This is a genomic window from Brevibacterium oceani, from assembly GCF_013623835.1.
Taxonomy (GTDB): domain Bacteria; phylum Actinomycetota; class Actinomycetes; order Actinomycetales; family Brevibacteriaceae; genus Brevibacterium; species Brevibacterium oceani.
In genome coordinates this window covers 611,398-624,905 of record NZ_JABKDE010000003.1, presented here as the reverse complement: position 1 = coordinate 624,905, position 13,508 = coordinate 611,398, and the positions used below count along the sequence as shown (strand labels likewise).

Below are 13,508 nucleotides of genomic sequence, written 5' to 3'. Positions count from 1 at the left end.
GCCTGAAAGCTATTGACAGCATAACCGCGCAGACGCACGATGGAACCAGGTAATCGGTAATCGATTACCTGAATGTGAACCGGTCGACGGCGCGGGACATCTCCCCGCGGGCGTCGACCAAGGACGTTCCTGCAATGAAGGAGGAACCCGTGACCGCCGACCCCCTGCTCCAGCCCTTCGAGCTCGGACCACTCACGCTGCGCAATCGCATCGTCTCGACCTCACACGAACCCGCCTACACCGAACTCGGCATGCCCAAGGACCGCTACCGGCTCTATCACCGGGAGAAGGCCCGCGGCGGGGTCGGGCTGACGATGATCGGCGGCTCGGCCATCGTGTCGAAGGATTCGCCCGCCGCGTTCGGCAACATCGACCTGACCACCGACGAGGTGGTGCCCTGGCTGGCCGCGCTCGCTCAGGACTGCCACGACGAAGGTGCGGCCGTGATGATCCAGACGACTCATCTGGGTCATCGATCCTCGAACTTCGCCGGTGACTGGCTGCCCCTGGTCTCGGCCTCGCGGACGCGGGAGGCCGCGCACCGGTCGTTCACGAAGGCCCTTGAGGACTTCGACATGGACCGCATCGTCTCCGACTTCGCGTCCGCCGCCGCCAGGGTCGCCGAGGCCGGTCTCGACGGGCTCGAGATCATGCATGCCGGCCACCTCATCGACTCGTTCCTCGCCCCCTGGCTCAACGACCGCGACGATGAGTACTCCGGGGAGCTGGAGAACCTCATCCGCTTCCCCCTGCGCATCATCGACGCGGTGAAGGCGGCGGTGCCGGAGGACTTCCTCGTGGGCATCCGCATGGCCGTCGACGAACGCCGTGAGGACGGCATGCGCGAGGACCGCGCCGTCGACATCCTCGAGACCTACACCGACCACGGCATCGACTTCCTCAACCTCAACGTCGGGATGATCAACTCCGACCGCGAGCTCGCCGAGGCGATCCCCGGCATGGGCACCCCCTCGGCGCCGTGGCTCGAGACCTGCCGTCGCATCCGCAAGGCCATCGACATCCCCGTCCTCCACGCCGCCCGCATCGCCGATGTGCCCACCGCCAGGTACGCGATCGAAGACCAGTGCCTCGACCTCGTCGGGATGACCCGCGCACAGCTGGCCGATCCGCGCCTCGTGGCCAAGATCAGCGAGCATCGTGAAGAGGACATCCGCCCCTGCGTGGGCGCGAACATGTGCCTCGACTCGATCTACACCTCCGGGTCGGCCACCTGCATCCACAATCCCGCCAGCGGGCGGGAGGCGGATCTGCCCCAGGAGATCCCTCACGACATCGGCTCCGACCCCAAGCACGTCGTCATCGTCGGGGCCGGCCCCGCAGGGCTCGAGGCCGCCCGGGTCGCCGCCGTCCGCGGGCACCGTGTGACGGTCCTCGAGGCCGATGACGCCCCCGGCGGTCAGGTCCGCATCGCCTCCCGATCCCAGCGCAGGCGGGATCTCATCGGCATCATCGACTGGCGCGTGCAGCAGTGTCAGAAGCACAGCGTGGACCTGAGACTGAATACCTTCGCCGAGGCGGCCGACATCCTGGCACTCGACGCCGACGTCGTCATCGTCGCCACCGGCGGGGTCCCCGACTCCGGCTATCCGTTCCGTGAGCAGGGGCCGAGCTTCGACGTCTGGGACGTCATGGACGACCGGCTGAAGTCGAAGCAGCGGGTGCTCGTCTTCGACGATCACGGGTTCTACCCCGCCCTCGACGCCGTCGAACGCCTGGCTCGGGGCGGTGGGCAGGTCACCTATGTCAGCCCCGAACGCACGATCGGCATCGATGTGGGGTCGATGAATTCTCCGGCCTATCTCCAGGTGTTCTCCGAATTCGGAGTCGAGGTCCGCCTCGGCGAGCGTCTGACGGAGAAGCCGCGGATCGACGGGAAGGAGATCGTGGCGAACCTGCGCAGCGACTATTCGGACCGGGAGACCGAGATCGTCACCGATGCGGTGGTCGTCGACTTCGGGACGACGCCGAACGATGAGGTCTATTTCGCTCTCAAGCCGCGGTCGTCCAATCATGGGGCGACCGATCTCGACGCGTGGGTGCACGGCCGGTCACAGCCGGACCTCGCCGCAGCCAGCACTCATGCTGGTGCTGCAGTGGGTGCGGAGCCGACGACGACTTCCCCCGTCGCCGAGGCGGACGCATCGTTCGCGCTCTTTCGGATCGGGGACGCGGTCGCCTCCCGCAATGTCCATGCGGCCGTGCTCGAGGGTCTGCGGGTGGGGATGGGACTGTGAACACGATCTGCACGAGCGTCGACTTCCACACGGCCGGGGAGCCCTTCCGCATCGTCGCCGATCCACCCGTGGACATTCCCGGCGACACCGTGGCCGAGAAGCGGATGAGCGCCATCTCGAGTGAGCGGATCGACGGGCTGCGACAGCTGCTGTGCTTCGAACCGCGCGGCCATGCCGACATGTACGGCGGGTTCATCACCGCACCCGATGACGACGAAGCCGACTTCGGAGTCCTGTTCTGGCACAAAGACGGATTCTCCACGGCCTGCGGTCACGGGACGATGGCGCTCGGGGCGTGGGCGGTGTCATCCGGACTCGTCGCGCTCGACCCGTCCGGGATCACCGAGGTCACGATCGATGTGCCCTCGGGGCGGGTGCGCGCGCAGGTGCACACGGACGAAGGGGGTCGGGTCGCCTCGGTGGATTTCGTCAATGTGCCCAGCCGGCTCATCGGCACCGGCATCACGGTTCCCACCAGTCGGGGCCCGGTGAGCCTCGACCTCGCGTGGGGAGGAGCGATCTATGCCCTCGTCGACGGCGCCCAGCTCAGCGCGGCACCGGCGGGCGGCTCGGATGCGGATGGAGCCGGCGGGAGCAGCGGCGGCAGCGCGAACTGTGGTGGCGTGGTCGCGCCGGAGAACCTCGGCGAGCTCATCGGACTCGGCCGAGAGATCAAGGCGGGACTGGCCGGGCATCCGCTGACGAAACATCCGGACGATGACCGCCTCTCCGGGGTCTACGGCACGATCATCGTCGACCGCCTCGGCAGCCTGCCGACCGGCGAGCTGCACCAGCGCAATGTCACGGTCTTCGCCGACGGTCAGGTCGACCGCTCCCCTTGCGGCTCGGGCACGGCCGCACGCATCGCCGCCCTGCATGCCGCCGGGGAGCTCTCCCCTGGTCAGACGCTCATCCACGACTCGATCGTCGGCACTCGCTTCCGCGCTCGCGTGCTCGCGGATACCGACGACGGCGTCATCCCGGTCGTCACCGGAAGCGCGCACCGGGTCGCCATCACCAGCGTCGAACTCGACCCCCTCGATGGCCTCGTTCCCGGGTTCGTGTTGCGCTGACGCCTACCGTCAGACGACGAGGCCGGTCAGGAGCGACAGGGCCGTCCGGCCCGAACTCATGAGAGCCGGTCCGGGGTCGACGCACCGCGTGTCGAGGGCCCGAACACCTCTGCCCGCAATCTCGACTTCGCCGCATCGTCGAGGAAGGCCGCAGCGATCGAGTTCTCGACGAACCACGCTTCGTCGACCGCGGGCATGATCTCACCGGCGATGCCCATCTCCCTGCGGAGGGTGGTCGGGAACAGGGCGGGGTCGTCGGAGTTGATCGAGACTCTCAGACCGGCGTCCACCATGTCGGCCACGGATTCCTTGCGCCAGTCGATGAGCGCACGGCGCGAGGTCGTGAAGGCCACATTGAAGATGGTCCCCCGCTCGGCGCAGCGCGCCACGATCTCGGGGCTGCGGAGGATCTGATAGCCGTGATCGATCCGGTCACAGCCGAGGACGTCGATTGCGGTCGTCACGGTCTCCGCAGTCGGTGCGTGCTCACCGGCGTGGGCAGTCCGGAAGAGGCCGTGCTCGCCCGCCAGCCGAAACGCCTCGACGAACTTCTCAGGCATGCCCCCGAGTTCATAGAAGTCGAGACCGATGCCGACGACGTCGGAGCACGGGCGGGCGATGACCGTCTCGACCATCTCCACGGCCACCTCGGCGGTGTCCTCCCTGTTGATGGCGGCGATGGCACGGCCGTCGACCCCGAGCTCGTCGCGCGCTCGCGCAAAACCCTCGGAGATGCCTGCAATCATGGCTGTGTAGTCGACGCCGGCCTGCATATGGACCGAAGGGCTGAAGGCGAGCTCCGCGTAGCACAGTCCGCTGTCGCGCTGCCCATCCTCCAGCGCCTCGAAGACGACACGCGCGAAGTCCTCTCGTCTCCGGAGGCTGGCCGAGATGAGCTCATAGACGCGCAGCAGCGGAAACCAGGGACCACGGGTGCTCTCGTCCTCCGTGGGATCGGAGTTGATACGCGGATACAGCTGAGCAGCCGGCAACGGCAGTTCCACGCCATTTGCGCCGGCCAGATCGGCCAGCGTTTCGGCCCGAACGGTGCCGGGCAGGTGGAGATGGAGATCGATGAGCGGCAGCACGGTGTCTTACCTTTCCTTGGTCGTTTGTCCGTCGGTCATTCACAGCGGCGAATCCACGGAAGGGGATCTGGGGCCTTCAGGCGATGGCGATGAAGTAGTAGACGAGGAACGGGGTCATCACCCACATGCCGGGGTGGATCTCCCGCCATCTGCCGGCCAGAAGTTTGATCGGCACATAGGCGAGCAGTCCGGCTGCGATGCCCGTGCCGAAGTTGCCCCACAGCAGGGTGCAGATGAGCACGATCACTGCGGGGATGAGCTCGGTGAGGTCCTCGGAATCGATACGGCGGAAGCCTACCGCAATGGTCAGACCCACCACGATGACAACCGGGGCGGTCGCGGCCGAGGGGATTGCCGCCGCCAGCGGTGTCGCGAAGAGCAGAATCGCGAAGCACGCGGCAGCCCACAGTGAGGACAGGCCGGTGCGTCCGCCCGCTTCGACCCCTGCCGTCGACTCCGCGTAGGTGGTCACCGAGGGAGCTGCGAACAGCGAACCGCCGATGATCGTGCACGAATCGACGAGGAACGGGCGCTTCGGATCGATCACACCGCCATCGGGCTTCGCCGTGCGACCCATAGCCTCGGTGACAGTCATAATCACGCCCGTCGTCGAGAAGAACTCGGACGCGAAGAACGCGAAGAGAAACGGAAGGTAGTGCGGCGACAGGGCCCCGATCAGGTCGACGTGCATAAACAGCGAGCCGTCGATGGTCGGCAGCGACACTGGCGAGCCCTCGAGACGGGTCAGGCCCAGTGGAATGCCGACGAGCGTCGCGGCGATGATGACGATGATGAAGCTGCCTCGGACCTTTCGAACATTGAGCGCCACGAGGACGACGACGCCGGCCAAGGTGACTAGTGCCGCGGAGCTGGAGAGGTCGCCGAGTTCGAGCGAGCTCTCTCCCGGTCGGACGAGGCCGGCCGACCGGAACCCGACGAAGGCGATGAAGACGCCGATGGCCGGGCCGATGGCGAGTCGGATCGAGTGCGGGATGATCCGGGTGATCAGGCTGCGGATACCGAAGAGCGTGAGGAGCAGGAAGATGACGCCCGACCACAGCACCATGCCCATGGCCGTGGGGTAGGACACATCTCCGTCGAGGACGAGGGTGTAGGCGACGAGAGAGACACCGCCGAGGCCGGGGGCGAGCACCATCGGCAGGTTGCCGAAGAAGCCCATGGCCGCAGTGCCGAGGATGACGACGATGAGCACACTCGTCGTCACGGCTGCCACGGGCAGTCCCGCGTCGGAGAGCATTCCCGGGATGACCACGACTGTATAGGCGGTCGCCAGGAACATGCTCAGTCCGGCAACGAATTCCCGCGAACGCGTCGATCCGCGGGCGGCGACGGGAAACCTCAGCCACTTGCGCTCGGTCGAGTCGCTGTCCGCGCCGCGAACCCCGTCGGCGCTCTGTCTCTGAGACACAGTTCTCTCCTCGCTGCGATGAAGCTTTTCCGATCGGTCGTCTCGTCGACGCGTCACAATTGATGTAAGCGCTTACATCAGTATGTGGGAGACCTTCCGAAGCGGTCAAGACCATGTCGTCTCCGACTTTCGGACCCACTGTCGGCTGCTGGGGTATCTTTGCAGGGACAGACAACCGCAGGAAGGATCGACAGTGGTGACTTTGGCCGATGTCGCCCGCCAGGCGGGGGTCTCCTCGGCGACCGCCTCACGGGTGTTCGGCAGGCCGGATATGGTCGGCGCTGAGACGCGAGCAATAGTCATTGAAGCCGCAGACCGTCTCGGCTATGTCGCCAACTCGACCGCGCGAGCATTGGCCATGGGCAGTTCAGGTCTGCTCGGGCTGGTCGTGCCTCAGCTTTCGAGCTCGTATTTCGCACCTCTCATCTCCGCCGTCCAATCCGAGGTGGAGAGGTCAGGCTTCGAACTCATCATCGTCGACTCACGCGGCTGCCCCGAGTCCGAGATCGAGATTGCCAGGCGCCTGCGCGGTCGGGTGGACGGGATCATCTTCGCCAGCCCACGCAGCCCGGGGGCCGCTTTGGCGGAGGCGGCACGAGCTTTCCCGGTCGTCACAGTCAATCGGGAGCTGCCCGACATCGACTCTGTCAGCGTCGATGTCATAGCGGGGCTGACAGAACTCTGCGAGCTCCTCATCACCGCCGGACACCGAACGATCGCCTACCTCGGCGGCCCTCCCGGCTCCATTTCCGATGACGGACGGTTCCTCACAGCTCGCACAGTGATCGGTGACAACGGCGGCGAGGTACTGAGGTTCGGGCCCGTCGAACCGACAGTGAGTGCCGGTGCCGAGAGCCTATCGATGCTCCAAGAGGCCGGCGTCCACGCCGTCATCGCCTACAACGCGCTCGTGGCGCACGGGCTGATGTTCGCTGCGGCCACTGTCGGAGCGAGGGTCCCCGACGATCTCGCTGTGGCCGCCGTCGACGACCTCATCGACATCGGCCTCGGCCTGCCCTCGCTGACGGCGATCACCCAACCGATGGGCGAGGCCGGAAGCAGGGCCGGTCGGATGCTCGTCGGACAGGCCGCTCGCCCCAGCGGGACCGACCCGGACACCCGCGCACGGACGATTCAGCACCTCGTACTCCCATCGACCCTAGTCATCGGCGAGACCTGCTGACCCACGAGGATCGCGACCTCGTGCTTCAGGCTCGATCCGCTCGAGGACGAGCTCGCCCACCGAAAGCCGACACACCGCCGGCTGGTTCCCGGAGACAACTCATGTTGCGAATAGACTGACCGATGTAATCCAAGTCACACTTCGGGGGAGCGCGCGTGGGAAAGTACATCCTCAGACGCGTGCTGCTGATGATCCCCATCGTCCTCGGGGTCGCGACCCTCTCATTCATTCTCATGAAGCTCGCACCGGGTGACCCGGCGGCCGCCTACCTCGGCGACAAAGCCACCCCGGAGACCGTCGCTCGCCTCCATCGCGCCTGGGGTCTCGACCAGCCGATGATCATCCAGTACTTCCAGTTCCTCGGCGGACTCGTCGTCGGTGACTTCGGCCGCTCCTTTCTCTTCCAGACCACGGTCCTCGAACTGCTCAAGCTGCGGATGCCCGCGACGCTCATGCTCATGCTCGTCTCGCTGGTCTTCGCCGTGATCATCTCGGTGCCGCTGTCACTGTGGGTCGCCGCCACGAAGTCATCGGCCTCGGCGATCGTATCCCGAGTCTTCACGGCCACGGTCCAGGGCATGCCGGCATTCTTCGTCGGCACCCTCCTCATCCTCGTCCTGGGAGTGAATACGGGACTGTTCCCGGTCGGCGGATACGGCAGCAGCCTCGGCGAGCATCTGTACTCCCTCGTCCTGCCCGGGATCGCCGTGGCCCTGACCATCTGCCCGGTGCTCATCCGCAGCCTCACGGCCGCGCTGAGCGATTCGATGTCGGCCGAGTACACGAACTTCGCCGCCTCGAAGGGCCTGAGCAGGTCGAAGATCGTGCGCAACTATGCGTTCCGCAATGCCGGGATCACGGGGATCTCGATCCTCGGCATCCAGGTCGGCCATCTCGTCGGGGGTGCCCTCGTCGTCGAGAACGTGTTCGCGATCCCCGGTGTGGGTTCGCTGCTCATGGAGGCCGTGCTCGCCCGCGACTACAACGTCGTCCAGGCGCTCACGGTGATCTTCGGCGTCCTCGTCGTCGCCGTCTATCTGCTCACCGACATCGTCTACAGCATCGTCGATCCGCGCGTGCGATTGGGGGCGTGATGAGTGCACCGATGACCTCCGGTCCCGGCCCGGCCGGGGCGCCGGGCCCGTCCGGGAAGCCGCCGCGCACCCGGGGCGGGACTGCCGCGCGCGCCACCCCGAGCGCACGATTCACGCTGCCTCTGCCCGGTTTCCTCCGGCGCCGCAATCTCCAGCTGTGGACCGGCGTCGTCATCCTCGCAGCGATGGTTCTGCTGCTGGCCATCGGACCCCTCTTCGTCACCGAGGACCCCAACCGGCAGGATCTGCTCAACGCCTTCGGGTCGTCGTCGGCGGCCCATCCCATGGGCACCGATCAGCTCGGGCGGGACATCCTCTCCCGCTTCCTCCACGGCGGTCGCGTCGACCTCATCGTCGCCGTCGTCGCCGTGATCGTGCCCTTCCTCCTCGGCACCGTTCTCGGTTCGCTGGCCGGATACTTCGGTCGCTGGGTCGATGTGGTCATCATGCGCCTGGCCGACATCGTCTCCGCGTTCCCGTTCTACGTCCTCGTCATCGTCCTCGTCTTCGTCATGGGCAACGGCATGGCCAGCATCTTCGTGGCCATCAGCGCCGTGTCCTGGGTCGCCTATGCCCGGATCGTCCGCGGCGAGGTCCTCGTCCTGCGCGAGGAGGAGTTCATCTCCGCCTGCCGGGCCTCGGGCTTGACGACTCCGCGGATCCTTGCCCGACACGTCATCCCCAACACCGCCAGCCAGGGCATCATCTACGCCATGAGCGACATCGTGCTCAACATCGGCGTCGTCGTCACCCTCAGCTTCTTCGGCCTGGGCATCGTCCCGCCGACGGCGGACTGGGGGCAGATGATGAACGACGGTCAGCAGTACATGGGCAGCGGCAACTACGGTCTCATCCTGTGGCCGGGCTTCGCTGTGGTCCTCGTGTCCTTCGCGCTGGCACTCATCGGTGACGGCCTGACGAACATCCTCAAGCCGAAGAGGTGAGCATGAGCCGCGAACCGATCCTCGAAGTGGACTCGCTGACCGTCGACATCGACGGGCAGGCCGGCAGGCGCCGCATCCTCGACGACGTCTCGATTCGGCTCGAGGCCGGGGAACCGATGGGACTCGTCGGAGAGTCCGGCTCGGGCAAGTCGATGACCCTGCGCAGCATCCTCGGCATGCTGCCACCGACGGCCACGATCGTCGACGGGGAGATCCGCTTCCAGGGACGCAACATCCTCACCTCCGGGCCGGGTGGGAAATTCGACCAGCGTATCCGCGGCACGGGCATCTCGATGGTGTTCCAGGAGCCAGCGATCGCGCTCAACCCGGTGATGAAGGTCGGCCGTCAGATCACCGACGCCGTCGCCGAGCACAGAGGCCTGTCGAAGCGGGCCGCGCACGACCTCGCCGTCGACCTCATGGACCGGGTCGGCATCGCCGACCCCGAACGCCGAGCCGCGAACTATCCGTTCCAGCTCTCCGGCGGCATGCGCCAGAGGGTGATGATCGCCGCCGCCTTGGCTCAGGAACCGCAGGTCCTGCTGTGTGACGAGCCGACCACCGCGTTGGATGTGACGATCCAGGCCCAGGTGCTCGACCTGTTCCGCAGCATGCAGCAGGAGAACGACCTCGGCCTCCTCTACGTCACCCACGATCTCGCGGTCGTCGCACAGCTGTGTCAGTCCATCAGCGTGATGAAGGACGGTCGGATCATCGAACACGGCGTGCTGCAGGAGGTCTTCGACGACCCGGCCGAGGACTATACGCGCACGCTGCTGAGCGCCACGCCGCGCATCGACGGTCCGGCTCAACGGGTCGACGGCTCAGCGTCCCGGCTCACCAGCAGGGAGGAGGCGCAGTGAGCGCAACACCGGAGACCGGCCTGCGGGCCGAGAACATCACGGTGACCTTCGGCCGCGGCGATCGTGCCTTCACCGCCGTCGACGATGCCACCGTGGTCGTGGCTCCCGGCGAGATCGTCGGACTCGTCGGCGAGTCCGGCTCGGGAAAGTCGACCGTCTCCCGCGTGATCTGCGGACTCCAACGCGAATACTCGGGCCGGGTGTCCTTCGCCGGCGGCGAGCTCAGCCCCAAACGCACCGCCGCCCAGTGGCGGGTCGTGCAGATGGTCTTCCAGGATCCCTTCGCGTCCTTGGACCCGCGCTACACTGTCCGCGCCACCCTCGCCGAGGTGATCCGTCACCACCGTCTGGCCACCGGCCGTGCATTGAGGGCCAGGTGCGAAGAGCTCATGGAGATGGTGCGACTGCCCGTGGAATTCCTCGACCGCACCCCCACCGCCATGTCCGGCGGGCAGCGACAGCGGGTGGCGATCGCCCGCGCCTTGGCCGTGGAGCCGAAGGTCATCGTCGCCGACGAGGCGGTCTCCGCCCTCGATGTCAGCGTCCAGGCCGAGATCGTCGCACTCTTCGCCCGCCTGCGTGAGGAGTTGGGTCTGTCGATCCTCTTCATCTCCCACGATCTCGCGGTGGTCAGGAGTCTGTGCGAGCGGGTCTACGTCATCCACAACGGCGTCATCGTCGAGGAGAACACGACCGCGGAGATCTTCTCCGCACCGCAGGATGAGTACACACGCACACTCCTCGCCGCTATTCCCCGGTTCGACAGTGCGTTCCTCGACAGTGCGTCCCCCGGCAGGGTCCCGGCAGGCAGCAGTGCCGTCAGCGAAGGTGCAGCGCCGCCTCGGCGAGGGGACGGAGAATCGCCCCGTCGGGAGAACGCAGTGTCAGCTGAGGACGCAGGCCCCGAGACGTACCGCCTGCGACCGCGACCGACGAAAGGTGGGCCAGAGTGATGAGACGATCCCGTTTCGGCACTGTCATCGCCGGCGTGTGCGCCGGCCTGCTCGTCCTCGCCGGCTGCGGAACAGGAGAGACGGAATCAGTCCGTCCCGGAGGCGACCTCGTCCTCGCAAGGGCCGAGGATGCGACGACCCTGCTGCCTCCGACGACGACGCAGAACGAGGACATCTGGACCCTGCAGCAGGTCTACGAAACGCTCACGCTGAACAAACCGGACGGCACCGGGGTCGAACCGGGGCTGGCCACGGACTGGAAGGAGTCGAAGGACAAGATGTCGTGGACCTTCCACCTCCGCGAGGGCGTGAAGTTCCACAGCGGCAAGGACCTCGATGCCGACGACGTCGTCTTCTCCCTCGACTATGCCCGCGACCAGGACGATGACGACAATCTCTGGGCCTCCGAGTTCGCTCCGATCAAGGATGTGAAGAAGGTCGACAGCCACACCGTCCGGATCGATCTGTCGCAGCCGTGGGGACCTCTGCCCAGCTATATGGCACTCTTCGCGGCTTCGATCTATCCCGATGACTTCGGCGGACACGATGCCGAGTACATGGCCACCCACGCCGACGGCACCGGACCCTTCTCGGTGGACTCGTGGAAGCAGGGACAGAGCCTCAAGCTGAAGAAGAATCCCGACTACTGGCAGAAGGGGGTGCCCTCGCTCGATTCGGCGACCTTCAACGTCGTTACCGAGGACAACACCCGCCGACTGCAGCTGCTCGGCGGGCAGGCCGATATCAATCAGGAACCTGCCCCGCTGAGCATGAGTCAGCTGTCCCGGTCACAGGACATCAACGCCTCGGCGTTCGACTCGACGAAGATCCTCTATTTCAATCTCAACAACAAGAAGAAGAGACTCGACGACCCGAAGCTGCGCCGCGCGATGTCCTATGCCATCGACCGCGAGTCCGTGGTCAAGGTCGTCTACGCCGGCTATGCCGAACCCGCGACCTCGTTCATCTCCCCCGGACTGAGCGGGCATTCCGATGAGGTCGACAGCAGCGAGTTCGACATGGACAAGGCGAAGAAGCTGGTCGAGGAGTCCGACCATCCCGACGGCGTGGACATCACGATCCAGATCCCCTCGGGCGTGGCGGACCGCGAACTGCTCGCCCAGATCGCGCAGCAGGCGTGGGAGGACATCGGGCTGACCGTCCATGTGCAGAAGCTCGACGATGCGACGCTGACGACGAACCGGACCAAGGGCGACTTCCAGGTCCAGGTCAGCTATGCGACCTCGGACGTCTCCGACACCTCGCAGATGATCAACTTCCTCTCCGTCACCGATGACTCGGGGATCCGTTCGGGTTACGCGAACCCGAAGGTCGAGAAGTGGGCGAAGCAGGCCGTGGCCGAGGAGGACCCCGACAAGCAGAACGCGCTGTACGCGAAGATCCAGCAGCAGGTCGCCGACGACGCACCCATCATCCCCGTCGCCTACCAGAAGGCGCTGTACGGGATGAGCAAGGACGTCGTCGGCTTCCGACCCTATGTGCTCGGAACCTACGGCCTCAAGGAGACGAAGCTCAAGCACTGAGCGACGGAAGCGCTGCGGTATCCGACCCAGGGCCGGGCTTCGTCCTCCGCCGGGTCGGGCGGGTCCATGCCCTCAGTGTTCGAGCACGATCTTTCCGGTCGTCGCACGGGACTCGAGGGCATCGAAGGCGGCGGTCACCTCGGCGATGGGGAATCGCGCCCCGATGCTGACCTTCAGCTCGCCGTTGCGGATCCACTCGAAGATCTCGTCCGTGTGAGCACGCAGCTCTTCGGGCGTCCGAACATGGTCGGCCACGGTCGGCCGGGTGAGGAACAGTGACCCAGAGGTGTTGAGCGTATTCACGTCGACCGGAGGGACCGGTCCGCTCGCGTTGCCGACGACGACGATCGTTCCGCGGGTCCGCACTGCCTCGAGGTCGCTCTCAAAAGTCGTGGCCCCGACACCGTCATAGATCACCGAGACCCCCTCCCCGTCAGTTACGTCGAGCACCCGCGTGGCGAAGTCCTCGTAGCCGAAGACATGCACGGCGCCGTTGGCCCGGGCGATCTCGGCTTTCTCAGCGGTCGACGTCGTACCGATCACCGTGGCACCCTTGAGCGCTGCGATCTGGGTGAGCATCTGGCCGAGGCCGCCTGCCGCCGCATGGATGAGCACGACGTCACCAGCGGCGACAGGGAAAGTGTCCGTGGTCAGGTAGTGGGCGGTGATGCCCTGCATCAGCGCGGCGACCGCGGTCTCGTCGTCGATGTCTTCCGGCACCGGAACTGCCTTGTCGGCCGCGACGAGCGCGTGGCCGGAGAAGCTGCCCTGCCCACCGGCCATCCAACCGACGCGATCGCCGTCGCTGAAGCCCTCGACCCCGTCTCCGATCGTCACGACCGTGCCGACACCTTCGACGCCGGCACGGAACGGCGTCGGCAGAGCACCCCGACGTTGCACGACGTCAAGGAAGTTCACCCCGGAGACCGTGAGCTCGACAAGCAGCTGTCCCTCTCCGGGTTCGAGTCGGTCGTCTGCTGTCTGCGCGTACACTTCTGGTCCGCCATGGGAGTTGACGATCACCGATGCCATGAGTCCTCCTTCGTCCGCGTCGGCATTGCGCCGAGCACTCGATGCGAATA

The 13,508-nt window shown here is 66.2% G+C and carries 11 protein-coding genes; 8 read left to right on the top strand and 3 right to left on the bottom strand.

Annotated features, from left to right (window positions below; all coding sequences use genetic code 11):
- The first annotated feature begins 134 nt into the window (after positions 1 to 134).
- Positions 135 to 2,255: an oxidoreductase gene (locus tag HK401_RS09285; protein WP_219921817.1), complete on the top strand. Its 2,121-nt coding sequence runs from the start codon at positions 135 to 137 to the stop codon at positions 2,253 to 2,255.
- Entirely contained in the window at positions 2,252 to 3,328 is a 1,077-nt protein-coding gene (locus tag HK401_RS09280) for a proline racemase family protein (protein WP_309135948.1), read from the top strand. Before HK401_RS09285 ends, HK401_RS09280 begins: the two co-directional genes overlap by 4 nt.
- A 56-nt stretch (positions 3,329 to 3,384) precedes the next feature.
- Here HK401_RS09280 and HK401_RS09275 read toward each other — a convergent pair whose 3' ends face one another.
- A complete protein-coding gene (locus HK401_RS09275; protein WP_181274344.1) occupies positions 3,385 to 4,416 on the bottom strand; it encodes an adenosine deaminase family protein in 1,032 nt (343 codons plus the stop codon).
- 76 nt (positions 4,417 to 4,492) lie between these two features.
- A complete protein-coding gene (locus tag HK401_RS09270) occupies positions 4,493 to 5,845 on the bottom strand; it encodes an NCS2 family permease (RefSeq protein ID WP_181274343.1) in 1,353 nt (450 codons plus the stop codon).
- A gap of 196 nt (positions 5,846 to 6,041) precedes the next feature.
- On the opposite strand from HK401_RS09270, the gene HK401_RS09265 reads away from it, so the two are divergent.
- From HK401_RS09265 to HK401_RS09240, 6 genes are all read left to right on the top strand, one after another.
- A complete protein-coding gene (locus HK401_RS09265) occupies positions 6,042 to 7,028 on the top strand; it encodes a LacI family DNA-binding transcriptional regulator (protein ID WP_181274342.1) in 987 nt (328 codons plus the stop codon).
- Between the two features lie 155 nt (positions 7,029 to 7,183).
- Positions 7,184 to 8,122: an ABC transporter permease gene (locus HK401_RS09260; RefSeq protein ID WP_181274341.1), complete on the top strand. Its 939-nt coding sequence runs from the start codon at positions 7,184 to 7,186 to the stop codon at positions 8,120 to 8,122.
- Positions 8,123 to 8,133: 11 nt separating this feature from the next.
- Positions 8,134 to 9,066, top strand: coding sequence for an ABC transporter permease (locus HK401_RS09255; protein WP_181274340.1), 933 nt, complete (start codon positions 8,134 to 8,136; stop codon positions 9,064 to 9,066).
- Between the two features lie 2 nt (positions 9,067 to 9,068).
- Positions 9,069 to 9,929, top strand: a complete 861-nt coding sequence (locus HK401_RS09250) for an ABC transporter ATP-binding protein (RefSeq protein ID WP_181274339.1) — start codon at positions 9,069 to 9,071, stop codon at positions 9,927 to 9,929.
- On the top strand, positions 9,926 to 10,882 hold the full coding sequence (locus tag HK401_RS09245; protein WP_181274338.1) for an ABC transporter ATP-binding protein: 957 nt from the start codon (positions 9,926 to 9,928) through the stop codon (positions 10,880 to 10,882). The genes HK401_RS09250 and HK401_RS09245 overlap by 4 nt, the downstream gene beginning before the upstream one ends.
- Positions 10,882 to 12,426, top strand: a complete 1,545-nt coding sequence (locus tag HK401_RS09240) for an ABC transporter substrate-binding protein (protein ID WP_181274337.1) — start codon at positions 10,882 to 10,884, stop codon at positions 12,424 to 12,426. The genes HK401_RS09245 and HK401_RS09240 overlap by 1 nt, the downstream gene beginning before the upstream one ends.
- 72 nt (positions 12,427 to 12,498) lie before the next feature.
- Here the strand turns inward: HK401_RS09240 and HK401_RS09235 are convergent, their stop codons facing one another.
- Complete coding sequence (locus HK401_RS09235; protein WP_181274336.1) at positions 12,499 to 13,458, bottom strand: quinone oxidoreductase family protein; 960 nt, start codon at positions 13,456 to 13,458, stop codon at positions 12,499 to 12,501.
- Between the last annotated feature and the right edge of the window lie 50 nt (positions 13,459 to 13,508).

Bases quoted from the DNA above. Each gene is read 5' to 3' on its own strand.
- HK401_RS09285 (WP_219921817.1), top strand. From the start codon at position 135: ATGAAGGAGGAACCCGTGACCGCCGACCCCCTGCTCCAGCCCTTCGAG.
- HK401_RS09255 (WP_181274340.1), top strand. From the start codon at position 8,134: ATGACCTCCGGTCCCGGCCCGGCCGGGGCGCCGGGCCCGTCCGGGAAG.
- HK401_RS09250 (WP_181274339.1), top strand. From the start codon at position 9,069: ATGAGCCGCGAACCGATCCTCGAAGTGGACTCGCTGACCGTCGACATC.
- HK401_RS09240 (WP_181274337.1), top strand. From the start codon at position 10,882: ATGAGACGATCCCGTTTCGGCACTGTCATCGCCGGCGTGTGCGCCGGC.
- HK401_RS09235 (WP_181274336.1), bottom strand. From the start codon at position 13,458: ATGGCATCGGTGATCGTCAACTCCCATGGCGGACCAGAAGTGTACGCG.